This is a genomic window from Serinicoccus sp. CUA-874, assembly GCF_001942225.1.
GTDB lineage: Bacteria > Actinomycetota > Actinomycetes > Actinomycetales > Dermatophilaceae > Ornithinicoccus > Ornithinicoccus marinus.
Genome location: NZ_MKJZ01000004.1, coordinates 1 through 25,595 on the forward strand (window position 1 = coordinate 1; position 25,595 = coordinate 25,595).

The 25,595-nt window shown below is 66.7% G+C and carries 26 protein-coding genes and 2 pseudogenes; 14 read left to right on the top strand and 14 right to left on the bottom strand.

Features of this window, described 5'->3' with window-relative positions; all coding sequences use genetic code 11:
* Nucleotides 1-90: 90 nt before the first annotated feature.
* Nucleotides 91-870 (bottom strand): tyrosine-type recombinase/integrase, encoded by a 780-nt coding sequence (locus BJF80_RS21400; protein ID WP_075810978.1) that lies wholly within the window; start codon nt 868-870, stop codon nt 91-93.
* A gap of 78 nt (nt 871-948) precedes the next feature.
* On the opposite strand from BJF80_RS21400, the gene BJF80_RS21405 reads away from it, so the two are divergent.
* The 6 genes and pseudogenes from BJF80_RS21405 to BJF80_RS19550 all read left to right on the top strand — a co-directional run bounded on the left by BJF80_RS21405 (nt 949) and on the right by BJF80_RS19550 (nt 4,860).
* A complete protein-coding gene (locus tag BJF80_RS21405; protein ID WP_075810979.1) occupies nt 949-1,143 on the top strand; it encodes a hypothetical protein in 195 nt (64 codons plus the stop codon).
* 6 nt (nt 1,144-1,149) lie between these two features.
* Nucleotides 1,150-1,733: pseudogene (locus BJF80_RS01605) on the top strand (recombinase family protein).
* Between the two features lie 28 nt (nt 1,734-1,761).
* On the top strand, nt 1,762-2,778 hold the full coding sequence (locus BJF80_RS01610; RefSeq protein ID WP_075810980.1) for a hypothetical protein: 1,017 nt from the start codon (nt 1,762-1,764) through the stop codon (nt 2,776-2,778).
* Between the two features lie 216 nt (nt 2,779-2,994).
* Entirely contained in the window at nt 2,995-3,771 is a 777-nt protein-coding gene (locus tag BJF80_RS01615; RefSeq protein ID WP_075810981.1) for a YfbU family protein, read from the top strand.
* A 175-nt stretch (nt 3,772-3,946) separates the two neighbouring features.
* Nucleotides 3,947-4,479, top strand: a pseudogene (locus BJF80_RS19545) (Abi family protein); the annotation flags it as partial.
* Between the two features lie 3 nt (nt 4,480-4,482).
* Nucleotides 4,483-4,860 carry an Abi family protein gene (locus BJF80_RS19550; RefSeq protein WP_237767386.1) on the top strand — a complete coding sequence of 126 codons (378 nt, stop codon included), beginning with the start codon at nt 4,483-4,485 and terminating at the stop codon, nt 4,858-4,860.
* Here BJF80_RS19550 and BJF80_RS01625 read toward each other — a convergent pair.
* The 11 genes from BJF80_RS01625 to BJF80_RS01665 form a co-directional block, all read right to left on the bottom strand.
* On the bottom strand, nt 4,833-5,675 hold the full coding sequence (locus BJF80_RS01625; protein ID WP_075810982.1) for an HNH endonuclease signature motif containing protein: 843 nt from the start codon (nt 5,673-5,675) through the stop codon (nt 4,833-4,835). The genes BJF80_RS19550 and BJF80_RS01625 overlap by 28 nt on opposite strands.
* Nucleotides 5,676-5,677: 2 nt before the next feature.
* Nucleotides 5,678-8,725, bottom strand: coding sequence for a type III restriction-modification system endonuclease (locus tag BJF80_RS01630; protein WP_075810983.1), 3,048 nt, complete (start codon nt 8,723-8,725; stop codon nt 5,678-5,680).
* Between the two features lie 3 nt (nt 8,726-8,728).
* The gene (locus BJF80_RS17445) at nt 8,729-9,787 is read right to left on the bottom strand and encodes a site-specific DNA-methyltransferase (RefSeq protein WP_143456706.1); all 1,059 of its coding nucleotides are present in this window, start codon (nt 9,785-9,787) and stop codon (nt 8,729-8,731) included.
* Between the two features lie 91 nt (nt 9,788-9,878).
* The gene (locus tag BJF80_RS17450) at nt 9,879-10,730 is read right to left on the bottom strand and encodes a site-specific DNA-methyltransferase (protein WP_202817123.1); all 852 of its coding nucleotides are present in this window, start codon (nt 10,728-10,730) and stop codon (nt 9,879-9,881) included.
* On the bottom strand, nt 10,718-11,440 hold the full coding sequence (locus BJF80_RS01640) for a DUF4391 domain-containing protein (RefSeq protein ID WP_083669409.1): 723 nt from the start codon (nt 11,438-11,440) through the stop codon (nt 10,718-10,720). The genes BJF80_RS17450 and BJF80_RS01640 overlap by 13 nt, the downstream gene beginning before the upstream one ends.
* Entirely contained in the window at nt 11,433-12,737 is a 1,305-nt protein-coding gene (locus BJF80_RS19555; RefSeq protein ID WP_237767384.1) for a C-terminal helicase domain-containing protein, read from the bottom strand. Before BJF80_RS19555 ends, BJF80_RS01640 begins: the two co-directional genes overlap by 8 nt.
* Nucleotides 12,665-14,692: an SNF2-related protein gene (locus tag BJF80_RS19560; protein ID WP_237767376.1), complete on the bottom strand. Its 2,028-nt coding sequence runs from the start codon at nt 14,690-14,692 to the stop codon at nt 12,665-12,667. Before BJF80_RS19560 ends, BJF80_RS19555 begins: the two co-directional genes overlap by 73 nt.
* The gene (locus tag BJF80_RS01650) at nt 14,692-14,892 is read right to left on the bottom strand and encodes a helix-turn-helix domain-containing protein (RefSeq protein ID WP_075810984.1); all 201 of its coding nucleotides are present in this window, start codon (nt 14,890-14,892) and stop codon (nt 14,692-14,694) included. Before BJF80_RS01650 ends, BJF80_RS19560 begins: the two co-directional genes overlap by 1 nt.
* A gap of 67 nt (nt 14,893-14,959) precedes the next feature.
* Nucleotides 14,960-15,382 (bottom strand): hypothetical protein, encoded by a 423-nt coding sequence (locus tag BJF80_RS01655; RefSeq protein ID WP_075810985.1) that lies wholly within the window; start codon nt 15,380-15,382, stop codon nt 14,960-14,962.
* A gap of 2 nt (nt 15,383-15,384) precedes the next feature.
* Nucleotides 15,385-15,876: a hypothetical protein gene (locus BJF80_RS01660; protein ID WP_143553930.1), complete on the bottom strand. Its 492-nt coding sequence runs from the start codon at nt 15,874-15,876 to the stop codon at nt 15,385-15,387.
* Between the two features lie 112 nt (nt 15,877-15,988).
* Nucleotides 15,989-16,927, bottom strand: a complete 939-nt coding sequence (locus BJF80_RS01665) for a 1,4-dihydroxy-2-naphthoyl-CoA synthase (RefSeq protein ID WP_075810987.1) — start codon at nt 16,925-16,927, stop codon at nt 15,989-15,991.
* A 71-nt stretch (nt 16,928-16,998) separates the two neighbouring features.
* Between BJF80_RS01665 and BJF80_RS01670 the strand changes: the two genes are divergently transcribed.
* Nucleotides 16,999-17,253: a Rossmann-fold NAD(P)-binding domain-containing protein gene (locus BJF80_RS01670; protein ID WP_075810988.1), complete on the top strand. Its 255-nt coding sequence runs from the start codon at nt 16,999-17,001 to the stop codon at nt 17,251-17,253.
* A gap of 18 nt (nt 17,254-17,271) precedes the next feature.
* Here the strand turns inward: BJF80_RS01670 and BJF80_RS01675 are convergent, their stop codons facing one another.
* Nucleotides 17,272-17,682, bottom strand: coding sequence for a VOC family protein (locus BJF80_RS01675; protein ID WP_075810989.1), 411 nt, complete (start codon nt 17,680-17,682; stop codon nt 17,272-17,274).
* Between the two features lie 105 nt (nt 17,683-17,787).
* On the opposite strand from BJF80_RS01675, the gene BJF80_RS01680 reads away from it, so the two are divergent.
* The 4 genes from BJF80_RS01680 (at nt 17,788) to BJF80_RS01695 (ending at nt 21,576) form a co-directional block, all read left to right on the top strand.
* Nucleotides 17,788-18,795 (top strand): o-succinylbenzoate synthase, encoded by a 1,008-nt coding sequence (locus tag BJF80_RS01680; protein WP_075810990.1) that lies wholly within the window; start codon nt 17,788-17,790, stop codon nt 18,793-18,795.
* A gap of 174 nt (nt 18,796-18,969) precedes the next feature.
* The gene (locus BJF80_RS01685) at nt 18,970-20,238 is read left to right on the top strand and encodes an ammonium transporter (protein ID WP_075810991.1); all 1,269 of its coding nucleotides are present in this window, start codon (nt 18,970-18,972) and stop codon (nt 20,236-20,238) included.
* A 184-nt stretch (nt 20,239-20,422) separates the two neighbouring features.
* Nucleotides 20,423-20,824: a cold-shock protein gene (locus BJF80_RS01690; RefSeq protein WP_022925524.1), complete on the top strand. Its 402-nt coding sequence runs from the start codon at nt 20,423-20,425 to the stop codon at nt 20,822-20,824.
* A gap of 5 nt (nt 20,825-20,829) precedes the next feature.
* Complete coding sequence (locus tag BJF80_RS01695) at nt 20,830-21,576, top strand: DUF3027 domain-containing protein (RefSeq protein WP_075810992.1); 747 nt, start codon at nt 20,830-20,832, stop codon at nt 21,574-21,576.
* A gap of 10 nt (nt 21,577-21,586) precedes the next feature.
* Here the strand turns inward: BJF80_RS01695 and BJF80_RS01700 are convergent, their stop codons facing one another.
* Nucleotides 21,587-21,835 (bottom strand): DUF2530 domain-containing protein, encoded by a 249-nt coding sequence (locus tag BJF80_RS01700; RefSeq protein ID WP_075810993.1) that lies wholly within the window; start codon nt 21,833-21,835, stop codon nt 21,587-21,589.
* 83 nt (nt 21,836-21,918) lie between these two features.
* Between BJF80_RS01700 and BJF80_RS01705 the strand changes: the two genes are divergently transcribed.
* The 3 genes from BJF80_RS01705 (at nt 21,919) to BJF80_RS01715 (ending at nt 25,584) form a co-directional block, all read left to right on the top strand.
* Nucleotides 21,919-22,407, top strand: a complete 489-nt coding sequence (locus BJF80_RS01705; protein ID WP_083673395.1) for a MarR family winged helix-turn-helix transcriptional regulator — start codon at nt 21,919-21,921, stop codon at nt 22,405-22,407.
* A gap of 5 nt (nt 22,408-22,412) precedes the next feature.
* The gene (locus BJF80_RS01710) at nt 22,413-23,684 is read left to right on the top strand and encodes an MFS transporter (RefSeq protein ID WP_022925528.1); all 1,272 of its coding nucleotides are present in this window, start codon (nt 22,413-22,415) and stop codon (nt 23,682-23,684) included.
* An 85-nt stretch (nt 23,685-23,769) separates the two neighbouring features.
* Nucleotides 23,770-25,584: a gamma-glutamyltransferase family protein gene (locus BJF80_RS01715; protein WP_075810994.1), complete on the top strand. Its 1,815-nt coding sequence runs from the start codon at nt 23,770-23,772 to the stop codon at nt 25,582-25,584.
* Nucleotides 25,585-25,595 lie beyond the last annotated feature (11 nt).

The following is a 25,595-nucleotide window of genomic DNA, read 5'->3' on the forward strand; positions in this document are numbered from 1 at the left end:
CCGCTGCCGGGCAACCATCGTCCCCGACACCGAACCCGAGATCGGAGCTGATCACCTACCCGCCCTCACCACCTGAACCCAAACGAGGGATCACAGCGCTACACCACTCCACTGGGCTTGACCCCTATGCGTCCTGCGCATGTTTGTCGAGTTGGTCAGCGCCGGTGTCGTTCGACCCTTCTGTGCACGGTGTGTGCACGGTGGAACACGCGGCGAGCGCCTGCTTGGCCATCGCGGAGGCGGCGGCACGGGTCTTGTCCTCGGCCTTCGGCCACAGATGCAGGTAGTCTTGTGGGTGGTCGCGGTGGAGGCTTGTCCGAGCGCCTGGGACACCGTGACGACATCACAGCCCTCGGCAATCAGACCAGAGGCGAAGAAGTGCCGGAGGTCGTGGAGTCGGGTCCTCAAGCCGGCGGCGTCACGAGTGCCGCGCCAGCGCCAGTGCACCGAGTTGTCGTGCCACAGGCGACCTTCGTCGTCGGCGAACAGCCAGCGATCCGAGCTGCCGTCCGGGGTGTGGTTCGCGATGTGCTGGGACAGGATCTCGATGAGCTCGTCGCACAGGTAGATGGTGCGCTCGGAACCGTACTTCGGCGGCCGGATCATCACCTTGGTCCCGCCGGTGGCCTCGACGATGTTCTTGCCGGCCTCGATGTCTTCGGGCTTGGCGCGCTGGATCTGCCGAGTCACCTTGAGCTGACGGCGCAGGAAGTCGATGTCGGCGACCTGGACGCCGAGAGCCTCACCCTTGCGCAGCCCGGCGAAGGCGCAGAGCGCGACGTAGGCCTGGAACCCGACCCGGGTGGACTTGCGCTTCTTCTGGTCGGCGCTGTCGAGCAACAGGCCGACGTCCTCGGCGGTCGGGATCACGAGCAGTGGTCTCTACTCAAGGCCGAGGCCGAGAAGAAAGAGGCCGCCCGATACACAGAACGCGGGCTGGACGCCTCTTTGACCCCGCAGGCCAAGGAGGTCCGCGATCGGCTCGTAGAGAGCAACCGCAAGGTCAAGCGCCTGACCGACGAGATCAATGCGGGCGTCTACGAAGACACCTCGAAGGTGAAGAAGCCCATGACCGAGACGAAGTACGACGCCGCCGAGTACGACGCCGCGATCGAGCATGACGACCAGCCGGAGATGGGGTGATCAGTAGTGAAGTTCGGATACACCCGCACCTCGGCCAGGGACAAGCAGACTGACGACCTGCAGCGTCGGGCGCTGATCGCCGCCGGTGTCGATGCGAAGAACATCTACTCCGACCAGATCTCGGGCTCGAAGAAGGCGAGGACACGCACGGGCTGGTCCGAACTCGACGCCCAGCTCCGCCAGGAGGACGAGCTGGTCGTCTGGCGGCTCGATCGGATCGGCCGGTCCATGGTCGACGTGGTGACCACCATTGACGACCTGACCGAGCGAGGCATCAAGCTCATGTCCGTCACAGACGGCATCGACCCCGAGACGCGTCCGGCCGGCTGGTGCTGCAGATCCTGTCCTCGCTCGCCGAGTACGAGCGCTCGCTCATCCGTGAGCGGGTCCAGGCCGGTGTCGACGCCGCCCGGGAGCGCGGCGTCCGCTTCGGGAGGCCGGAGACCGACCCGGAGCAGGTCGCGCGGAACCTCCGTACCGTCAGGCACCTCATCGAGAACGAGGACATGACCGTGGTGGCGGCCGCGAAGACCATCGGCTGGTCGAAGACCACGTACTACCGACACCTCTCTCGCGGGCGCGCCGAGTAGTCCGCGCGCGTTAGCAGAGACTGGGGCCATGTCGAACAAATATGAGCAGCCCCAGTCTCTGTTGGCGGTGACCAACTGGCGGTCTCGTGCCCTCACCCCGTCGGAGGTCTACACCGATGCGTTCACCGAGTGGGCCCACCACAATGCTGTCCACCTCTACATGGTGCTGATCGGCCCCAAGACGGAGGTCGACGAGTTGGCATTAGACGGTGACCACTTGCGACTGCGTGCGGATCATTGGCGACTACGTGCGCGGTTCCACGATGGCGTTGAGATGAAACCGCGCACCATCCGCGTCCCTTTCGAAGTGCTCCCCAGGGACGGCACTGCTCTCCGCGATGGGGCGATCGATTGGACAGACGAATCCGGCACGTCCCACCGGTGGAATGCAGCCCAAGTGGCTAGGTCGGTGCTGGAACACGCAGATCGGCTCGGTCACGATCTCGGCCCATGGCGTGAGAACACGATCCGCAAGTTCTTTACCTACCAAGTCGAGTACATCGGACAGTCATACGGGAAGCACGGTGAACGCACCGCCGCCGAGCGAATCGGCGAGGGACACATGAGAGTCCAGCAGGTTCTCGCCGAGGTGGCTGATCACCACCCAAGTGTTGCGGTCGCAGTGATCGTCATGGATGCGCACGTTTCAGGAAGAGAGATGACGCTAAGCGTGGGCCCGAACAATGACGACAGCCTCGCCGAACGCATACAACAGTTCATGACAGAACCGGACGGGCCGCTCGCCGATCAGGCCAAGCTCGTCACCGCCGCCGAAGCGATGCTCATCCGGTCCTTCCCTGCCGCACGAAACGACCAGTACAAGGACTTCCCCGTGAAGGACGCCCCTGCCCTGATACGCGAGCTACGTGAAGCGGGGATCTCGCACCTTGGGGTCCAGCTCGACGTCTCGCGAAGCTTGGCACGCATCCGCCATCCCGACGCAGACAAGCCAGCTGCTCAGATACTGCGGTTCGCAGTCAACCTCGAGACCGGGGCGCGCGAAACCCCCCGGACCTCTGCTCCACTTGCATGGCAAGCCGACTGAGCCTCCTCGCGCATACATGTCCCGAAAAGTCGATGCGCCGGCTCCACCGGTCGTGGGACATCCGAAGGCCCTGATCCAGAGCGTCGAGCCGTCCCGGATCCGGTGTCCCGACAACCAGGTGTCTGCGGGACACGACCGGGCGGAGAGATCCTCGTCTTCGACATATGCGTATGATGGTGCTACGCTTATCGTCATACTGTCTCACAGGAGATTCTCGTGGCTGTTCTGAACATCAGGGTGGATGACCGGGTGCGTGACCAACTCAGGGAGTTGGCCGACGACGAAGGCGTGACCCTCAGCGAGTTCGTGCGGGACAGGCTCATGGAGGCCGTCGTGCCCGTCTTCGAGGCCGAGGCAGAGCACGGCGACCAGGCTGCTCCGGACAGCATGAGGCTGGCCGACCGACAGGTGCTCTCGATGCTGCACCGGATCCTCGCCCGAGTGTTGCCAGAGGACGCCAACGACGTCGACGGTGATCCCGAGTACCAGCTGATGCGGGCACGCATCCTCGAGGAGGGTTTCACCGGCGAGTACTGGTACGAGGTGGCCGGGTTCCGGACCGAGCTCTCGAAGCGCGACTGCCGGCGGGTGATCGACATCCTGCAGATGTTCCGGATCCTGACCTACAGCATCAGCCACCTCGAGAAGGAGGGGACGCCGGTCGATGAGGATCTGGCCCGCGCTCTGGAGTTCCAGGGATTCGACTTCAACGACTCGCTGGAGGGCCATATGGACGACTACGTCAAGTTCCAGATGCGCGACGGCGACCGCTGGACCGAGCTGCAGCCGCAGATCGAGCGCACCGACGGCGGGAACTCGCACTTCCCGATGCTCGAGACCTACATGCGGATGCTGGCCGAGTACCGCCGCATCATGGACAGCCGGGACCGAGGCAGCTTCGACAGGCACGCCTACCTCCTGTCCGCAGAGGAGTTGCAGCAGATCCGCGATGCTCGGATCCACCCCTCACATCGCCACGAGTCGCAGGACTGACCAACGATGGGTACAAGCAACCGGCGTCGTGCTAACCTTCAGTCATCACGACCGGTTCCGCCTACCTCGGTAGGCCCAGGGCCGGTCTTCACTTTTCCCGGCGGTCGCGATGCACGATGACGTGAAGGCGTACCGAACCTACGAGGAGCAGGTCGACCTCCTCGCCGGCCGCGGCATGGCTATCGGGGACCGCGGCAAGGCGATCGCGACCCTGCAGCGAGTCAACTACTACCGCCTCAGCGGGTATTGGTACCCCTTCCGGCAGCTAGTCGGCGGGAACCGCGTAGACGACTTCTACCCTGGTACCAGCCTCGACGACGTGGTGGCGCTCTACGAGTTCGATGTCCGGCTGAGAGCGGCAACGTTCTCGGTGCTCGCCCCGATCGAGCTAGCGCTGCGAGCCCACCTTGGTCACGAGCTCGGCCGAGTGGACCCCTGTGCCCATCTCGATCCCGATCTGCTCGGCCCCACCGTGCGAAAGGGCAACTCGTACCGGAAGTGGCTGGAGGGCTATGAGGCAGAGCTCTCCCGCTCGCGCGAGGATTTCGTCGCGCACCATCACGACAAGTACGGCGGACGCTCCCAGTTTGGGCAGCGGTAGAAATCCTCGACTGGGGAAGCCTCACGTGGCTCTATGGCTTCGCTCCCCGAAAGGTTCAGGACGCCGTCGCTGACGCGTGCGGTCTGCGGGCACCGCAGCTCACGAGCTGGATGAAGGCGCTCAACCTCGTCCGGAACACGTGCGCGCACCATGGACGGCTGTTCAATCGTGTCCACACACTCTCGCCGAAGCTGCCGAAGGTTGGCGTCAACCCGGATCTCGACGCCGTCTCGACAGACTGGTCCCGGACGTTCGGTCAGCTGACGCTGATCCAGTTCCTGCTCGACCGGCTTGGACTCGGCCGGACCACGCTGCTGCCCGCAGTGATGAAGTCGTACCCGACCGTGCGTGCAGTGCCGATCACGCACATGGGCGCTCCGACCGACTGGCAGAGCGCGAGCGCCTCTGGGCCAGCACGCCGTGAGCGCGGTGGCTTGACTAACGGTGCATGTCGCACGAGTCAGAACCGCTCGCGGGCAGCGTCATAGACGGTCTGGAGGGTCGCCTGAAGTGCCTCGAGATCCGTGGCGAGCTGCTCGGCGTCGGCGAGATCGTTGACGATCGCCGTTACGTATCCGAGTGCCTCGCCCGCCAGGTCGCCGAGCCCCGGATCCATCAACCGGAGTACAGCCACCTCCTCGCCCAACTGCGCGGCGAAGTCCCGGACGCGGTCCTGTTGCTGTCGATGCGCTTCGTTGAAGCGCTGTTGAAACTCGTTGATCTGAGTCTGAGGAAGGCGGAAGCTGCTGGACGGAACCCGCGATTTGTTGCCGTCGTCGTCAACCTCGTAGATGATCCCCAGCGCGGCGTACCCCTTGTCGTCCGAGCGCCGGTACTCGTCATTGATGTCGCCAAGGGCAGCCGCCGCGGACTTTGCCGCCGCTTCAAGGCGGTACGCGAGACGAGCCAGTCGGTCGATCGCTGTCCGTTCCTCCGTGGAGAGTCGAATGAACCTCACAACGTCCTCGTCAGCGATGGCGACACCGCCGTCTGCTCCTTCGGCCTGTGCCTTCTTCCAGGCCTCCAGTTCCTCGACGGAGTAGATCGCGTCGTGACGATCCACCGGCTTGTGGTGAACGCCGCAGAGGAGCAGTAAGTTGTCCGGCCCGTCCAGGTCGCCGACGAACCCGGGATCGTGGCGCGGCCCGCCCGGAGCTTCGGATCGTATGTGGGCGATCTCGGCTACGACTGTCTTTCGGCCGCGATCTTCGTAGATCAGCGGGGTACGGCAGCCCGGGTAGCCGCACTGCCTGGCCTGCCCGAACAGCAGCTTGATCGTTAGCTTCGTGTAGTTCCGCGACATCGTTAGCCCACGACGAGGTTCATGAGCTCTGTGTAGCTGTCGACGACGTCGTACTTGACCTGATCGGCAGCGGCCTTGGCGCTCAGCGAGTCGAAGAACTTCCGGGCGCACTCGATCTTCGATTTTTCGACCTGGCGCAGTTGCATAGACGACATCGAGCCCTTGGTCTCAGCGACGAAGAAGATGTGCTTGACCGTGCCCTCCTTGAAGGCGACGGCCCAGTCAGGGTTGTAGTCGCCGACCGGCGTGGGGATGAAGAATCCACGCGGCAGTTTGGCGTAGACCACAACTTCGTCGCTGGTGTCGAGGTCTTCGACGAAGCTGCGCTCCGTCCCGGAGTCGGTGACGACGTAGTCGTAGATGTGCTTCTTCAGCTTGTCGCCGGCCTTGGTGAAGTCCTGCTTCGTCTGGTTGGCGGTGAAGATGTCGGTGTCGTGTCGGTCGTCCAGTGCGTCGTAGCTCAGGTGCTCGACGATGACCGTCGCCTTCTGCTCGTTGATGAGCCGCGCGCACTCGGTGATGAAGTGCTCCGGGTTCTGCCGGAACTTCGCGAAGGTTGTCGGCTTGATGGTCGTCAGGACCTTGGTGACGGTGCGACGAGTGAGCTGGGTCTTCTCGGTGATCTCCCCGAGTAGGTCGTACTTGACCTGCGAGCCCGAGCTGAGTGACTCGAACTCGGTCCGGTGCTGGCCCTTGTCGAAGCCTTCGCCCGTCCCGAGCTCGTCAGCCTCAAGCGCGTCCTTTTGCTGGCCGTGCTCGATGACGTACTGGAGCGCGCTGACCTTGAGTTGCGCGTCGAGGGCGGTCACGCACTTGCCGATGAGCTCATCCGAGTCGAACTCGACCTGGTAGACCGCCCTGTGGTTGATCCGGCTCCACAGCTCGGTGAATTCCTTCTTCTCAAAGTTCTTGTTGAGCGGGATCACCTTCGGCTTGCGGCTGTCGCCCGGCTCGGGGAGATCGAGGTACAGCGCGTCGACCAAGGGCCACACGAAGTCGATGACCGGCTTCAGGTTCGCGTCGCTGGTTGAAGCCAATGTGCCTTCGTCGCGGGCCTGCTTGTAGGACTCGGACAGGGTGTCGTCGTCGTTGATGTAGTCGTTCTTGAGCAGGTACCGATAGATCGCTCGTGCGAGCTTCTCCTCGACCACGCTCTCTTCACCGTCTGACGTGACGAAGGTCTTGCCGAGGAAGTACTTCTCCGTAGCCTTGCGCGGCCGGGCTGCGAGCGACTCGCTGATCTCGCGCTGCAGGCCCGTCACGAAGTCGGTGTACGACTCGTCGGTGGCGACGGTGAGCTCGTTTATCTGATGCACCGTGAGCGGGTTGTCCATCCGCTCGCCCTGCTGGTTCACCGCGAGCCGCAGCCCACGGCCGATCTCCTGACGCCGCGAGACGGTGTTGTCGCTCTTCTTGAGCATGCCCATCGTGAAGACGTTGGGGTTGTCCCAGCCCTCGCGCAGGGCCGAGTGGGAGAACAGGAATCGGGTCGGCTCCTCGAAGGAGAGCAGGCGTTCCTTGTGCTTCAGAATGAGGTCGTAGGCGTCGGTGTCGGTCGACTGGCCCTTCTCGTCTCCTCGGCCCGCGACCTTGCCGTCGATCTGGTGGCCCTTCTTGTCGATGGAGAAGTAGCCCTTGTGGGTGTCTTCGACCGAGATGTCCTTGAGGTAGAGCCTGTAGTCCTCGGCGTCGAAGGGCAGTTCGCTGAGGTAGTCGTCGACCTGGCTCTGGTACTCCTCTTCGAAGATGCGGGCGTACTCGCCCTTGGTGTCGTCGCGGTTGTAGTCGCGGTACTTGACGACCTCGTCGATGAAGAACAGCGAGAGCACCTTGATGCCCTGGCCGTAGAGCTCCCGCTCCTTGTCGAGATGGGCTCGGATCACCTCACGGATCTGGATCCGACGCTTGGCGGCCTCGGTGACGTCCTCGGTGATCTGTCCGGCGGTGACGATGTCGCCGTTGCTCAGCTCAATGATGTCTCGGTTGGCGTCGATGTCGGTGACGATCAGCGCCTTGCCATCAGGTTTGTACGCCTCGATGCCGCCGGCGAGGTCGTGCAGGTTGCTGCCCTGCTCGACGCGCTTGAGCTGGCGCTTGATGCCGGACTTGGTCTGCACCTCCAGCTCGACCCGCGCTGCCGGCTTCGCACCCTTCTTGACCTCGATCGCGTCGAGGTAGAGGTAGGCAGTACTACCAGCGAGGCCCTTGACAGTGATCCCACGGACAGCGATCTTCTTCACGAGCTTCTGGTTGTACGCATCAAGCGCATCGAGCCGGTGCACCTTGTTGTGGTCGACCTTGTGCGTGGCCGAGTAACGGAGCAGGAACAGCGGATCGAATCGGCTCAGCGACTCCTGGGCCTTGGGGCTGTCGATCTTCTGAGGCTCGTCAATGATCACGATGGGGCGGTTGGCTGCGATCACATCGATGGGCCGGCGTGACTGGAAGTCGTCCAGCTCGTCGTAGATCCGGCGGTTGTCCTTGCCCTTCGAGTTGAACGCCTGGATGTTGATGATCATGACCTGCACCCCGGCGTCGGAGGAGAAGCTCTCGAGCTCGTGCAGCTGGCTGGAGTTGTAGATGAAGGAGCGGGGCTTGGTGCCGTAGGTCTCTTGGAAGTGCTCTGCGGTGATGTCGAACGACTTCTGGACGCCCTCGCGGATCGCGACACTCGGCACGACCACGATGAACTTCGACCAGCCGTAGCGCTTGTTCAGCTCCATGATCGTCTTGATGTAGACGTAGGTCTTGCCGGTCCCGGTCTCCATCTCGACGTCGAGGTTGATCTTCCCGGCCTTGCTCGGGACCATCTCGTCCGATCGCGGAAGGTTCTGGTGCCGCTGGACGTCTTGGACGTTCTGCAGCAGCCGAGAGCCAGTCAGGCGGAGTTCAGCGTTGCGGAATCCCGCGAGTTCGATCTGTGTCTGGGGCTCACGACCAGGGTCGATCCGATACCTGGTCGCGTCCACCCGTGGCTGCCCGTTGAAGCACTCGACGACCGAGTCGACTGCTGCGGTTTGGTACGGCTGGATCTTGAACTGGAGCTTCACGACTCAGATCGCCTTCACGTCCGTAGCAGGCGAGAGCTGCTTGAAGATCTGCTCCGCGTTGATCCGATCGTCGTCCGAGGCGAACCCAGAGTCCCGGAAGACCGCCCGTAGGGGCCCCCGCTTCGCCATCTCACGGACCGTGTCGGAAGACACCTCGGCGTCGAAGCACGCGACCAACGCATCCTCGTCGACGACAAGGATCTCCTGGTCGTCGAGCTTCTCCGCATTGACCGGCATCGCGAGGTCCAGGCCCCAGTCGAGAAGCACCTGAAAGAGGAGGTCCTCGGCGGATCGATCAGGTTTCACGCTGTCCTCAAGACCAGAGAGTGTCTCCTGCTCAGTCTCGTCAGGCGTGCGCAGCACGTCTTCCATGTTCGTCGTGTCGACCTTCAACGACCTGAACCCGACGTCCAGCATCGCTGCCTTGTCCCTGAGCTTGTCCCCAGCGAGCCGAAGTCGTTGCTTCCCGACCTCGGCGACCGTGGCCGGTTTGCCCAAGGCAGTGAGGTACTTAATCGCGTTGGTGGTTATCTGCTTGGCGGCCCCCTTGGCCGTCTTTAGCGAGGCGTTCAGATCTTCGGCCACCTGAACCCCGATGAAGCGTGTCTCGCTCCCTGCGGCGAGGTTGAGCTCCCACACAGCATGGAGCGCCGATCCAGAGCCGGCGAACATGTCGAGTACGATGTCGCCGTTACCAACGCCGACGGCGTTGTAGATGTCGCGAAGGAGCCATTCGTCCTTGGGGTTGGTGAAGACCTTCTCGCCAAACAGCCCCTGGAGCCGCTTTGAGGCGGCGCGGCCATCGACGTGCCGGATGCTCGTCAGACTCTGATACTCCGTGTTCGCGAGATAGGTCTTCAAATTGGGAACCGTGCTGTGATCCGGCCCGAAATGGATGCGGTTCTCCGCGATCCGTTTCTTCATTGAGTCCTCAGGGAAAACCCATCCGCGTGCGGGGGCCTTGCACGGCTCGCCTGTCACCGGGTGAAGGAGCTCGTATACGTACTGCCCGTCGTTCGGGCCCGAGATGTTGTCTGCGAAGTAGACACCTCGCTCGTCCATGCGGTTGTAATGCTTGCTCGCGTAGACCGGGTCAGAGGGGGTGAAACCCTTGTACCACGCCTTGGCAGCCTCATGAATTGCATTCCAGTCGTCACCGAACTTCTTCCGGAACCCCTCGAAGGCGGAGTAAATCCGGTCGAGCCCCCCCCTTCTTCTCGAGCCACTCGCCAGGGTTGGCCGTCTTGTTCTTGACGAAGAAGACGATGTACTCGTGCTGCATTGAGATGTACCGCTGGTCGCTCCTGCTGCTGTTCTTCAGGACGATCTCGCCGACGTACGCGTCGGTGCCGAAGACCTCGGTGCCGAGGTTCACCAGGTTGGCGTGCTCGTTCTCGTCGATGGAGACCACGAGCACGCCGTCGTCAGTCAGCAGGTTTCGCGCGAGCTTGAGGCGAGGGAACATCATGCTCAGCCAGTCCGAGTGGTACCGCCCGTTAGCGTTCGAGTTAGTGACGAGCGGGACGCCATCCTCGCTGACCTGACCGGAGCGTCTGAGTTCCTCAGCCGAGCTCGTCGCGAACTTGTCGGCGTACACGAAGTCGTTGCCGGTGTTGTACGGCGGGTCGATATAGATGAGCTTGACCTTGCCGAGGTACGGCTCTTGGAGCAGCTTGAGCGCCTCGAGGTTGTCCCCCTCGATGAACAGGTTCTTCGTGGTGTCGAAGTCGACGGACTCGTCACGAACGGGCCGGAGTGTCTTAGCGACGGGTGCGTTGGCCGCAAACAGCGCCGCGCGCTTGCCTGGCCAATCAAGCTGGTATCGCTCCTGCGGCCCATCGATGACATGGTCGGAGAGTTCCTGACGCAGTAGGTCGAAGTCGAGGGCCCGCGCGGGGTTACCGTCGGCGTCGATGGACTCGGTGACGACCGACGGGAAGAGCTCGACGATCTTGTCGATGTTCTGCTCGGTCAGATCGGGTGAGTGCGTGTCTAGCTTCTCCACGTGGCGTCCTCTGTCGTCGTCTCGTCTGGGGTAGTCGTATTGTCAAGCTCAGCTTGGAGCGCGCGCAGGTCTCGGCGAAGCTCGACCTTGCGATTGAACTGAGGTTCGAGGCGCACCTTCGTCTCGAGCCGGCCAATCTCCCGCTCCAACTTTCGGATGTGCTCCATCCTGGCGATGCCGTCCGATAGTTTCTCGCCGCGCCGGAGCGGATGTGGGAGGAAGGCACCCAGCAGCTGGGCGTAGAGGCCTTCGATGTCGAGCGCTTGCGGAAGCGCAGCACGCTCGTCGGCGTCTCGGATCCATCCAGAGCGGAAGTAGGCCTTCGCCTTCGGCTTGCCTGCGGAGGACTGCACGTCGGCGGCGGACATCGCCTGCTCGACCCAGCTGCCGTCGTCGCGTCGCAGTTCGAAGACGATGGGCGACGGGATGGACTTGTCGATGGTTGCGAGGACCGTGTCGTCCAGCGTGGCGTTCTTGAGTTCAATCTCGAACACTTGAATCTCGGAGACGTTCGCAGTGCCCTTGAGCCGGACGGACTCCTCGCCGAGCTTGTATGCCCAGCGGACGCGCTGGATCTGGTCGATGAAGCGTTGACGGACTGCGGTCGTCACGCTGCCTTCGGAGTAGAGGCGTTCCTTGGGGATGATGCGGTCGACCCGCCCGGCTTTGGGCCACTGGAACAAGGTCTTTGGTTCAACTGGCTCAACCACGGAGGGGCTCCTCGGGTTCGACGATCGCGAGGAAGGCGATCAGCTCGAAATCATCCAGTCCCGCGAAGCTCTGCTCCAGGGCCGTGGTCCTGGCACCCGCGAAGAGACTGTCGATGTCTCGTTGCTCCGTGACGTCGATGAGTGAGCCGATCGCCTGGTTGAGGAGCGTCGAGTAGGCGCTCATGTCGACGCCTTCTCGGGTGGCGGCATTGAAGACGCGGAAAGCGGGCGCAATGGGTTCGATCCTGCCGCGGGCGCTGCTGCGGATGAGATCGAGCAGTGCCTTCACCTCGGTGTGGTCGGCGACCACGTCGCCGTCATTGCCGAGGTACACGAGGTAGTGCGGGTGCAGTCGGTTGTGTCGGTTGACCTTGACCTGCTCGTCGACGCTGCGCAGGGCGAAGATCACGCCCGGCTGGAGTCCCTTGGCCGGGTCCGCAGGGACAACGGCATGGAGGCCCTTGGGCGCTGAGGCGATGTCGCCGTAGGTCTCCATGTAGGACAGCAGGTCCATACGGAAGTCGTTGAGACCGAGGTCGGTGATCGAGACACCGGTGTTTGCATCCTCAAGCTCGAGGATCTCGTCCTGGAGTTTGCGCAACTGCTCCCGACGGAAGGCAGTGTCACCTGCCTGCTGGGTCAGGAGGTTGTCGTCGGCGGTCGCTGCGAGGTCGGCGATGACCATGCGGTTCTCGACTCGTTCCTTGAGATTGATGTACTCGTCAAGGGAGATGTCAGGCCAGAAGTTGACCATCTGGATCGTCGCGTTGGCCGAGCCGATCCGGTCGATGCGCCCGAACCGCTGGATGATCCGGACCGGGTTCCAGTGGATGTCGTAGTTGATCAGGTAGTCGCAGTCTTGGAGGTTCTGTCCCTCGGAGATGCAGTCGGTGCCGATCAGGACGTCGATCGATGCCGATTCGTTCGGGAACACGAGGTCCTTGTCCTTGGACTGGGGCGAGAACAGAGTGAGGACCTTCTGGAAGTCGTACCCGTCGCCGAGGGTGGTCTTCGGCCTCGTGCTGCCTGTGACCAGCCCGAGCTCGATGCCGCGCCTCCCGCTGAGTGCGGGTTGCAGCTCCCTATAAAGATAGTTTGCGGTGTCGGCGAAGGCGGAGAAGAGCAGGACCTTCTTGTTGTCGCCGTTGATGGGGTTCTGGATCTTGTTCAGGATCTCCTGCTTGAGCCGCTGGAGCTTGCGGTCGTGTTCCGGGGTGACCTGGTCTATGGCGTCGACGAGCTCGCGCAGCGTTTCGCGGTCATTCGAGAGGTCCTTGCGCCAGGAGATGGTGTCCATGTCGCCGAGATCGATCTCGAGTTTGTTGCCGACAGACAAGTTCTCGGGCACTTCGAAGTCGTCGTCATCGGCGTCGATGTCCAAGTCGACGCGAGGTCTTCGACTGCGCCATCATGGCTGTCGAGTGTCTTGAGCGCTTGGCTTACTGCGCTGTCGACCTTCCTCAGGGTGATGCGGAAGGCCTCGACCGAGCTCTCCAGGCGCTTGAGGAGGTTGACCGTCATCAGCTTCTGGAGGCCGCGCTCACGGCCTGCCTGGCCGAGGTTGCCGCGCGCGGTGCCACCCTGGACGCTGGAGATGTCGACGTACTTCTGCATCTTGCTGGCGTGCACGTACGACAAGGGGGCGTAGACCGCGAGGTTGAGCTGCTGCAGTCGCTCGAAGATCTCGTTGAAGCTCGGGGCATCGGGGAGGTCAGTAAGCGGCTCTCGGATCGAGACCGGCGGGCGACGCTTTGGGAAAACACCGATCTCGGACGTGTCGTAGAACGCCTGAATGTGTTTACGCGACCGTGCGATGGTCACCGCATCGAGAAGCTCGAAGAAGTCGAAGTCGAGCATCCTGAGGATCGCGTCGGTGGTGCGCTCTTCAGCAGGAAGCTCCGACCACTTCTTGAAGGCGATCTGGGCATCGCGGAAGACCTGCTCAACGCTAGTGGAGATATCCAGCTTCGCGGAGAGGTTCTCGGACTCGCCCTCGTACGCGAGCGCCAGCTGGTTCTTGAGGTCGAGGAACCTGTTGTTGACCGGGGTGGCGGAGAGCATCAGCACCTTCGTCTTGACGCCCTGTTGGACGACCTGGCGCATCAGCCGCTGATACCGGCTTTCCCTCTCCTCGGCGTAGTCAGCGTTGCGGAAGTTGTGCGACTCGTCGATGACGACCAGGTCGAAGTTGCCCCAATTGACCTTAGCGAGGTCGAGGCTCCCCGAGAGGCCCCTGTCACGGGAGAGGTCGGTGTGTGCGAGGACGTCGTAGTTGAAGCGGTCCTTGGCGAGGATGTTGGTGACGTAGGGGCTGTTGTAGGTCGTCCAGTTGTCGGAGAGCTTCTTCGGGGCGAGAACTAGGACCGACTTGTTGCGCAGCTCGTAGTACTTAATGACGGCAAGCGCGGTGAACGTCTTACCGAGGCCGACGCTGTCAGCCAGGATGCAGCCGTTGTACATCTCGAGCTTGTTGATGATGCCGGTGGCGGCGTCGCGCTGGAAGTTGTAGAGGCGGTTCCAGACCTCGGTGTCCTTGTACCCAGTGAGGTCGTTGGGGAGCACGTCCTCGCTGATGTCCTCGAGGAACTCGGCGAAGAGGTTGTAGAGGATGAGGAAGTAGATCCGCTCGGGACTGTTCTCCGCGTACACCGAGGAGATGTGCTCGTGGATCAGCTCGGTGACGTCCTCGACCTGCTGGGGGCTGTTCCAGATCTGGTCGAAGGTCTGGAGGTAGGCGGCCGTCATCGGTGTGTCGTCGAGCTTGTTCACCAGGTAGGAGACGGCATCACCCTTCTCGTAACCGAGGTCGGCCGAGGTGAAGCCGTGCAGTGGCATGTAGGCGGTGGCGTCATCCACGACGGCGAACTGCTGCATCTGGGCACCGGTCTTGTTCGACCTGAAGGTGACCTTGGACTTGATCCACTCGGCGCACTCACGGGCTATGGCGCGCTGGTTAAGCTTGTTGCGGAGACGGATCTCGAACTCGGAGCCGTAGAGGCTGGACTCACGCCGCGCCTGCGGGATGAAGAACTCTCGTCGCTCCTTTCGAGCCCGATCTGTTGCCTCGCTGGCCACGAACGTGGGCGAAGTGAAGATGAACTCCAACGACTCTAGGTCCGTGAGCTCGTCCTTGAGCGCCTCGAACGCGTAGATCGAGAAGGTGGACGCTGCGACGCGGAGCCGGGCACCCGGTGTGATCGTCCGCCTGAGGTCCTCCCCCAAGAGCCGGTTGATGTTGTCGATGATCTCCATCAGCCGTCCTCGTCCTTAGGACTGCTCTCGTCTGCCCCCTTGGCTCGGACCCAAGCGTCGACCTCGCTCACCTGAAACTTCCAGAGCCGCCCGACCCGGTGTGCCGGCATCTTCCGCTTGGCGATCCAGGTGTAGACGCTGTCCTTCGTCACACCGAGGTGCTCGGCGATCTCATCGGCTGACACCCAAGGCTCGGTCACGAGCCCATGCTAGTACGATTAAGCCTGGTCTTTGCCGGTTCCTCCGAGTTTCTCAGCCAGCCAGCTGCTACACGTCGGCCAGCGGGACTTGGTCGGTGTCACCTCCCGCCGGCGCGGGTGGCTCTTCTGCCAGACCGATCGCCTCCCCATCCACGATCGTCGCCGGGTCCAGCTCGCACTCGGGGCAGCGCGTCGAGCCGGTGAAGGCGCTGTGCAACGTCTTGTGCGTGTTGTGCGAGGTCTTCTCGACCACGTGGCCGCAATACAGGCGCAGCCGCCACCGCATCAACTCGTGAGGCGGAGTTCGATGGCCGAGCAAGCGGCTGAGCTCGGAGACCTGCCCCGGCTGCAGCGGTGGTGCCTGTTGAGCGAGCCGATGTGCGTGTTCACGGATGCGCCCAGACTCCTCCTGCGCCCTCTGGTGCTTCTTCGTGAGCTCGAAGGGGGTCTCCAGGCCTCCCCGCTGCTCGTACTCCGTGAGGTCCACCATGACTACTCCTCCATATGCCGCTCGACCGCTTCATCCCAGGCTTCGACCTCGTGCGCAGTGAAGGTGTGCCGGTTCATCTCGGTGACGAGGTAGCCGAGCTCGCGCCACGCCTCGGCGTAGGCAGGGTCGATGCCGGTGGCGTCGAAGGCCTCGAAGATCATGTCCCAGTCGAAGTCGAGTTCTTCCAGGGGCCGTGGCTCACGTGCCTCCGCGTCGAAGAAGAGCGGGTCCTCGGGGCCAGGCTCGCGCCCGAACGTCTCAACGAACAGTGCGCGTCGACGCCGGAGCACGTCGGCCATCTGCACGCCGGTCTCAGACTCTGCGTCCCAGGAGTACTGCCGGCCAGTCGGCGTCCGGGCGGTCTGCACGAACCTCATGTTCCCGTCGCGTTCGCGTACAAGACGGGCGTGCTCCTCACGCCGCTGTTCCGCTGCCCGTCGAGGGTCTCCCGACATCCGGTGGCGGGTGCTCTTCTTGCGCTTGTTCTTGGCCATCGTCCACCAGTCTGCACGGTGCCGGTGACTGCCGCCAGCGACTGACCGCGTTGTGCACGGTGGGTGCACAGTAGAGCGTCAATAGCGCTCTGACCTGCGGAAACGTGGCCCTCTAGAAGTACCAGGGGTAGGGGCCCCAGTCCGGTGCCCGCTTGTCCAGGAAGGCGTCGCGGCCCTCGACCGCCTCGTCGGTCATGTAGGCCAACCGGGTCGCCTCGCCGGCGAAGACCTGCTGCCCCATGAGCCCGTCGTCGGCGAGGTTGAAGGCGAACTTCAGCATCCGCTGCGCCGTGGGGCTCTTGCCGAGGATCTCCCGGGCGGCCTGGACCGCCTCGGCCTCCAGCTCGGCGTGGTCGGCGACGAGGTTGACCGCGCCCATGCGCTGCATCTGCTCGGCGTCGTAGGTGCGCCCGAGGAAGAAGATCTCGCGGGCGTTCTTCTGGCCCACCATCGCGGCGAGGTAGGCCGAGCCGTAGCCGGCGTCGAAGCTTCCGACGTCGGCGTCGGTCTGCTTGAAGCGGGCGTGCTCGCGGGAGGCGATCGTGAGGTCGCAGACCACGTGCAGGCTGTGCCCGCCGCCGGCCGCCCAGCCGCCCACCACCGCGATCACGACCTTGGGCATCGTGCGGATGAGGCGCTGGACCTCGAGGATGTGCAGGCGGCCACCCTCAGCCTTGACCCGCGCGGCGTCGACGCTGTCCGCGGTCTCGGCGTCGGCATACTGGTAGCCGCTGCGGCCGCGTATGCGCTGGTCGCCGCCGGAGCAGAAGGCCCAGCCGCCGTCCTTGGGAGAGGGGCCGTTGCCGGTGAGCAGCACGACGCCCACGTCCGGGGTCATCCGGGCGTGGTCGAGAGCGCGGTAGAGCTCGTCGACGGTGTGCGGGCGGAAGGCGTTGCGCACCTCCGGGCGGTCGAAGGCGATCCGCACGCAGCCCAGCTCGGCGTGCCGGTGGTAGGTGATGTCGGTCAGCTCGAAACCCTCGACCGGCTTCCAGGCGGCGGGGTCGAAGGGGCTGCTCGGGGCGTGGCGCGGGTCGGCGTTCTCGGTCACGGCGTCACTGTAACGAGCAGGGGTGAGCGCTCCTGTCCTGGAGACCGACGTCACGGAGGGAGACGGCCCACGTGCTCAGCACCGTGCTCGACAGGAGGGTGCGGTATGCCCGACCGGGCCTGCCGCGCTACCTCCGGCATGCGACGCGCACCCTGCGGATGCCGCCCGGCATGGCCGCCGTCACCGCGGCGATCCACACGACCGCACGGCTCGGCCTCGCGGACGGGTTGAGCGACGACGTGCAGCGGGTGCTGGGTGAGCCGCCCGCCTCCTTCGCGGAGTTCGCCCGGCGGGAGCAGCCCCTATGGTCGCGGCGCGGTGGCTGACCGCGGGGCGAGAGAGGATCAACCGTCGCGCGAGGAGAGCACGCAGAACTCGTTGCCCTCCGGGTCCGCCAGCACGGTGAAGGTGTCGGTCTCGGTCTGACCGACGTCGACGTGGGTGGCGCCCAGGTCGAGCAGCCGCCGCACCTCGGCGTCCCGGTCCTGGCTGGTGTGCGGGGCGAGATCGAGGTGCAGCCGGTTCTTGACCTCCTTGCCCTCGGGCACCGGCACGAAGACGAGCCCCTGGCCGCGCCGCATCCAGGCGTCGAGGTCGCTCTCGTGCTCGGGCCCCTCCAGCGCGAAGCGGGGGACCGCGACCGCCTCCTCCGGGGTGTCGTAGGCGACGGTCCAGTCCAGCGCCTCCGCCCACCAGCGGGCCTGGGCCTGCGGGTCCCGGCAGTCGACGACGACGGTGTACCACTTGAGTGCCATGTGGTCATCCTGCCCGCGGATCGGCCCGCGATGGGAGCCCTTCGGCGAGGTCGCGGACAGGTGGCGTCCGTCGGCGGCCGGGGGAGGTCGTCCTACGCTGGACCGGTGCCCGACCCCGAGATCCCGGACCTGGACGAGCTGCTGGCCGCCGCGCACGTCGTGCGGCTGCCGATGCGGGTGCGCTTCCGCGGGGTGACCGCGCGCGAGGCGGTGCTGCTGCGCGGCCCGGCCGGCTGGGCCGAGTGGGCCCCCTTCGTCGAGTATGCCGACCCCGACGCCGCGCGCTGGCTCGCCGCAGCGGTCGAGGCCGGATGGGGCGAGCTGCCCCCGCCCGTGCGCGACGAGGTCGGGGTCAACGCCACCGTCCCGGCCCTGCCGGCCGCCGAGGTGGAGGGCCTGCTCGCCCGGGTGGACGCCCGCCGGACCGCGAAGGTCAAGGTGGCTGAGGCCGGCCAGGGTCTCGTCGACGACGTCGAGCGGGTCACCGAGGTGCGTCGGCTGCTCGGGCCGCAGGCCCGGATCCGGGTCGACGCCAACGGCGGCTGGTCGGTGGAGGAGGCGACCACGGCGCTCGCCAGGCTCGCGCCGCTGGACCTGGAGTATGCCGAGCAGCCCTGCGCCACCGTCGAGGAGCTGGCCGAGCTCCGGCGGACCCTGGCGCGCAACGCCGTCGACGTGCCCGTCGCCGCGGACGAGTCCATCCGCCGCGCCGAGGACCCGCTGCGCGTGGCGCGGCTGGACGCGGCCGACCTCGTCGTGGTCAAGGTCGCACCGTTGGGCGGCATCGCCCGTGCCCTCGACGTCATCGAGCGGTGCGGGCTGCCGGCCGTGGTCTCCTCGGCGCTGGACACCTCGGTGGGCCTGTCGCTCGGGGTGCGGCTCGCCGCAGCCCTGCCGACCCTCCAGCACGACTGCGGGCTGGGCACGGCGACCCTGCTCGACACCGACGTCGTGGCCGAGCCGCTGGCGCCGAAGGCCGGCCGGCTGACGCTCCAGCGCGCCGAGGCGGCCCGGGACTCGGTCGACCCGGCCGCGCTCGCGGCATACCGACCGGTGCCGGAGCGTGAGACCTGGTGGCGCGACCGCCTCACCCGCGCCCACGCGCTCCTCTGACCGCGCTGAAAGATTTACGCGACGGAAACATCGGTAACGCACCTTTTACACCGATGCGCCTGCTCCCGAAACATCCCCGGTCTTGACTGGTGCGCACGGCGAGCGGACTCCCACCCCCGACAGACGTGACGCGGGGAGCCCGAGCGCACCACCACTCACTGGAGGCACGCAACGATGGAACTCTCGACCAGCGACGTCTGGGTCATGGTCTCGGCGGCGCTCGTGCTGCTGATGACGCCGGGCCTGGCGTTCTTCTACGGCGGTATGGCGCGAGCCAAGGCCTCGACGAACATGATCATGATGAGCTTCGTCTCGATCGGTCTCGTCGGTGTGGTCTGGGTCCTCTGGGGCTACGGCATGTCGGCCGCCCCGCCGCTGCTCGGCGGTCTCGTCGGCAACCCGGCCGCGGACTTCGGGCTCGCGAACCACGTCGGCACCGCTGACATGATCGGTATCGGCTTCGGCGCGACCTTCGCGATCATCACCGTGGCCCTCATCTCCGGTGCGGTCGCCGACCGCACCCGCTTCGGCTCCTGGTCGGTCTTCGTGCCGATCTGGGTCACCCTGGTCTACTGCCCGCTGGCCTTCATGGTGTGGGGCGGTGGCCTGCTCTCCGCCGACGGCGCGATCGGCGCCACCTTCGGCGAGGCGATCGACTTCGCCGGTGGCACCGTGGTCCACATCAACGCGGGCCTGGCGGCCCTGGTGCTGGTCTACATCATCGGCTCCCGCAGCGACTTCGGCCCCAAGGGCTTCCACAAGCCGCACAACATCCCCCTGATGATGCTCGGCGCCGCCCTGCTGTGGTTCGGCTGGTTCGGCTTCAACGGTGGCGCCGCGGGCACCGCTGAGGAGGCTGGCCTGATCTGGGTCAACACCATGGTCGCCCCGGCCGCCGCGATGCTGGCCTGGCTGATCACCGAGCGCGTCCGCGACGGCCACGCCACCTCCCTGGGTGCCGCCTCCGGCGTCGTCGCCGGTCTGGTCGCGATCACCCCGGCCTGCGCCAACGTCTCGGCCCTCGGCGCGATCCTCATCGGCGTCCTCGCCGGTGTCGCCTCGGCGCTCGCGGTGGGTCTGAAGTACAGGTTCGGGTATGACGACGCCCTCGACGTCGTCGGTGTCCACCTGGTCTCGGGCATCGTCGGGACCGTCATGATCGGCTTCCTGGCGCTGCCGGTCGACGGCGAGGGCGGGGGCCTCTTCTACGGCGGCGGCGCCGGGCAGCTGGTGGCCCAGGTCGTCGCCACCCTGTTCACCCTGGTCTACACCGGCGTGATGACGGCCCTCATCGGCCTGGCGATCGCCAGGACCATCGGCTTCCGCGTCAGCGCCGAGGACGAGGCCCGCGGGGTCGACCTGTCCGAGCACAGCGAGTCCGCCTATGCCTTCGGTGATGAGGAAGCCTCCTACGACCCCATCGCCGAGGAGGCCCGCGCCTAGTCGCTCGGGGCGACGCGCGAGCCAGCACGACAGCGGGGCACCCACGGCCGACAGCCGCCGGGGTGCCCCGCTCGTGCGTCCCGAGCCGCACCCTGACGGGGCAAGTCATTCGACCCGTGCCGCCGCGGGCGATATCCTCAGGTGTTCCCGTTCCATCCCCCACACACTTTCGTGAGGTGCTCCCGTGCCCACCGGCAAGGTCAGGTTCTTCGACGAGGACAAGGGCTTCGGCTTCGTGTCCAGCGACGAGGGCAGCGACGTCTACGTGCCCCGCTCCGCCCTGCCCGAGGGCGTGGGTGCGCTCCCGCGCGGCAGCAAGGTGGAGTTCGACGTCGTCGCGGGCAAGCGCGGCGACCAGGCGCTGCACGTGCGGCTGCTCGACCCAGCCCCCTCGGTGTCGCGCGGTCTGTCGATGCGCGACCGCAAGCCGGCCGAGGAGATGGTGGTGGTCGTCGAGGACCTCATCACCCTGCTCGACCAGGCGTCCTCGTCCCTGCGCAAGGGCCACTACCCCGACCGCACCCACGGTGCGGCGATGGCCAAGGCGCTGCGCGCGGTGGCCGACCAGTTCGAGGCCGGGAAGTAGCCCGTATGCCCTCTCCCCGCAGCGATGCCGTCCTGACCGGTGCCGTCGAGGTCGCCCGCGCCGCCGCGGTTGAGATCGCCGAGCCGGGCACCGTCGGCGACCACCTCGAGGTGGTCATGGAGGCCGAGCGGCTGGCGACGCACTACTTCGCCTGCACCGCTGCCGCTTACCCGGGCTGGCGCTGGGCCGTGACGCTCTCCCGCGTCCCGCGGGCACGCAAGGCCACCATCAGCGAGGTGCATCTCCTCGCCGGCGAGGGGGCCTTGCTCTCCCCGGAGTGGGTGCCGTATGCCGAGCGCCTCGCCCCCGGTGACATCGGCCCCGGTGACCGGACCGCCTTCGTCGCGGACGACCCGCGGCTGGAGGCCGGCTTCGAGGCCACGGGGGAGGAGGACGTCGACCAGGTCGCCCTCTGGGAGCTGGGGCTCGGACGGCCCCGGGTCCTCTCGGCCGAGGGCCGTGACGCGGCGGCCACCCGGTGGCAGGACGGCGACCACGGCCCCACCAGCGAGAGTGCCCGCAAGGCTCCCGCGCCCTGCCGGACCTGCGGCTACTTCCTGCCGATGGCCGGAGCGTTGCGCACCGTCTTCGGCGTCTGCGCCAACGAGTGGTCGCCCGCGGACGGCTCCGTCGTGGCCCTCGACTTCGGCTGCGGGGCGCACAGCGAGGTGGACGTCGAGAAGCGGGCGCCGGAGCGCATCGACCCGCCGGTGCTCGACGACGAGACCGAGATCGTCTTCAGCGACCGCTGAGGACCACGGCTCACGCCTCGGCGGCGTTGCCCTTCCCGCGGCGCAGGTAGGCATACCCCAGCGCGCCGAGCACGATCCCCGCGACGGGCACCCAGACCCACCACTCGCGGTCCCCGGTGCGCAGCGAGGGCAGCGCGAGCAGGACCGCCAGGACCACCAGCCAGACGAGGATCCCCCAGCGCACCAGGGTGATGGTGCGCAGGGTGACGTCTGGCGGCCGGACGTCCTCCGGGGGCCGGTTCGGCGGAATCCTGCTCACGCCACCAACGTAGCCCTTTCCACACCGGGAACGCGCCGATGGCTCCATCGTTAGATGAAGTAATGAGATAGACTAACGACTGTATGCCTGACACCTCACCCGATCCCGCGACCGCCGCCCTGGCGCACGACCTGCGCATCGCGTGCATGCGGGTCGCCCGCCGGGTGCGTTTCGACGCCGGCAACACCATCGCCCCGCACCACTTCAGCGTGCTCGTGCGGCTGAGCGAGCAGCCGCGCACCCTCGGCGAGCTGGCGTCGATCGAGCAGGTGAGCCCGCCGAGCATGAGCCGGACCGTGACCCAGCTGACCGACCTGGGGTATGTCGACCGGTCGCCCGACGCGGACGACGGCCGGCTGGTGCGGCTCTCGCTGACCGACGAGGGCGGGGCGGTCGTGGGTCGTGAGCGCGCCCTGCGGGACGCCTGGATGGCGGCGCGCCTGGACGGTCTGAGCAGCGCTGACCGGGGCGTCCTGCGGCAGGCCGCGGAGCTCCTCGAGGGGCTCCTGTGCGGCGACGTCGACCGGGGCGAGGCGTCCCGGGAGGGCACGGGGACGGGGGAGGTGCGGTGAGCGCGATGTTCTCCGCGCTCTCGGTGCGCAACTACCGGATCTACGCCACCGGCGGCATCATCTCCAACACCGGGACCTGGATGGGCCGCATCGCCCAGGACTGGGTGGTGCTCACCGAGCTCACCGACAACTCCGCGCAGGCGCTCGGTCTGGTCACCGGCCTGCAGTTCCTGCCGATCCTGCTCTTCTCACCGGTCGCGGGAGCGATCAGCGACAACTTCTCCAAGCGCAAGGTCATGCTCGTCAGCCAGAGCGCGATGGCCTTCTTCGCCACCGTCATGGGGATCGCGGTGCTCACCGGCCACATGGAGCTGTGGCACATGTTCGTCCTCGCCTTCCTCTCCGGCACGGCGGCCGCCGTCGACGCCCCCGCCCGCCAGGCCTTCGTCTCCGAGATGGTCCCGAAGGCGCAGATCACCAATGCCGTGGGGCTCAACTCCGCGTCCTTCCACTCCGGCCGCCTCATCGGCCCCGCGGTGGCCGGCCTGCTCATCGCTGCCGTCGGCACCGGCCCGACGCTGCTGCTCAACGCGGTGACCTTCGTCGCGGTGATCCTGGCGCTGCTCGCGATGGACCCCTCCCAGCTCGCGACCCGCGACCGCACCGGACCCCGCGGCAGCGTGCGCGAGGGCATCGCCTACGTCCGCGGCCGGCCGGACATCCAGCTCATCCTCGTCATCGCCTTCATGCACGGCACCTTCGGGATGAACTTCCAGATCTTCAACGCCCTCATGTCCACCGAGGTCTTCGGCAAGGACGTCGCCGAGTTCGGGATCACCGGCTCGGTCATGGCCATCGGCTCCCTCGCCGGCGCCCTCCTGGCCGCGCGCCGCGACCGCCCCCGGTGGCGCCTGCTCCTGGGCTCGCTGGCCGCCTTCGCCGGGTGCACCGCGCTCATCGCCCTCGCACCGAGCTTCACGGCATACACCCTCCTGCTGATCCCGACCGGCCTCTTCGCCCTGACCGTCATGGTGAGTGCCAACGCGATGGTCCAGCTGAGCGTCGACCAGGCCGTCCGCGGTCGGGTGATGGCGCTCTACATGGCCGTCTTCATGGGCGGCACGCCGGTGGGATCCCCCTTCCTCGGGTGGTTCGCCGAGCAGTTCGGTGCCCGGGCGACGGTGCTCATCGCCACGGTGATGTGCGGCGCCACCGCTGTCCTCGCCGCCGTCCACGTCATGCGCCACGACCACCTGCGGCTGCGCTTCCGCGCCCGTTGGCCGCGCCCGGTCTACCTGGTGCGCATGACCGAGCCGCTCCCTGAGAAGGTGACCTGATGAGTGCCCGAACCCGTCGCCTCGTCGTGCTGGTGGCCCTGGCCGCCCTGATCCTCGTCCCCGTCCTGGCGGCCCTGGGCTGACGATGACCTCCACCACGCGCCCCACGCTCACCGGCTCGGTCGGCATGGTCTCCAGCACGCACTGGATCGCCTCCTCGGCCGGTATGCGGATGCTCGAGCTGGGCGGCAACGCCGCCGACGGGGCGGTCGCCGCCGGCTTCGTGCTGCAGGTCGTCGAGCCGCACCTCAACGGTCCGGGGGGCGATCTGCCGCTCATCGTCGCCTCCGCCGACGACCCGACGCCGCGGGTCCTGTGCGGCCAGGGCCCGGCGCCGGCCGGCGCCACCCCCGAGCACTTCGCCGCGGCCGGGCTGGACCGCGTCCCCGGGTCCGGGCCGCTGGCCACCGCCGTGCCCGGCGCGACCGTCGCCTGGCTCACGCTGCTGCGCGACCGCGGGACGATGAGCGTGCAGGAGGCGCTCGGCCCGGCGATCCACTACGCCCGGCACGGTCACCCGGTGGTCCCGCGGGTCAGCTCGACCATCGACTCGGTGCGTGACCTGTTCGCCTCCGACTGGCACACCTCGGCCGACCAGTGGCTCGTCGACGGCGGGGCGCCCGCGCCCGGGACCGTCGTCACCAACCCGGCCTGGGCCGACACGCTGGAGCGGCTGCTCGAGGCAGAGCGGGACGCGGTGCGGGACGGCGGCTCACGGGAAGCCGGCATCGACGCCGTGCTGACCGCCTGGCGGCAGGGGTTCGTCGCCGAGGCCATCGGCGCCTTCGCGCAGCGCGCCTTCCGGCACAGCGGCGGCGCGGTCCTGCCCGGTGTGATCACGGCCGAGGACGTCGCGACCTTCGAGGCCACCTGGGAGGACGCGGTGACGGCGCAGTGGCGCGGCCACACGATCGCCAAGACCGGTCCGTGGGGGCAGGGTCCGGCGCTGCTGCAGGTGCTCGCGATGGTGGACGAGGTGGCCGGCGAGGACCCGGGCGCGACCGATCTGGACACGGTCGCGGGGGTGCACACCCTCGCCGAGGTGTGGAAGCTGGCCATGGCCGACCGGGAGGCGTGGCTCGGCGACAGCGCGGGCGAGGACGCCCTGCCCATGAGCGACTTCCTCGACCCGGCCTACGTCGCGGACCGGGCGGCCCTCGTGGGCGAGCGCGCCTCCCGCGAGCTCCGGCCCGGCGCACCCGGAGGCCGCGAGCCCCGGCTGGCCGCACAGGCGATGGTCCCCGAGGGTGCGGGTGCGGACGCCGCCGACGGCAGCGCCGGTGAGCCCACCGTGCAGCGGGACGGCGCCACCCGGGGCGACACGTGCCACGTCGACGTCGTGGACCGGTGGGGGTTGCTCGTCTCCGCCACCCCCAGCGGCGGCTGGCTGCAGTCCAGCCCGTTCATCCCCGAGCTCGGCTTCGCGCTCGGCAGCCGGCTGCAGATGACCTGGCTCGAGCAGGGGCTTCCCAGCTCGCTCGTCCCCGGCCGGCGACCCCGCACCACGCTGACGCCGACGATGGTGCTGCGCGAGGGCATACCCGTCCTCGCCTGCGGAACCCCCGGAGGCGACCAGCAGGACCAGTGGCAGAGCGTCTTCCTGCTGCGCCATCTCGTCGGCGGCGCCGGGCTGCAGGAGGCGATCGACGCGCCGGTCTTCCACACCACGAGCTTCCCCGGCTCGTTCCACCCGCGCGCGAGCGAGCCCGGCGTGCTGGTCACGGAGTCCCGGCTGGGTGCGGACGTGCTGGACGGGCTGCGCGCCCGCGGGCACGAGGTCCTGGACCAGGGCCCGTGGAGCCTGGGCCGGATGTGCGCCGTCGCCCGCGACCCGGAGACCGGGGTGCTCAGCGCCGGGGCGAACCCCCGGGGAATGCAGGGGTATGCCGTCGGGCGTTGACACCAGGAGAC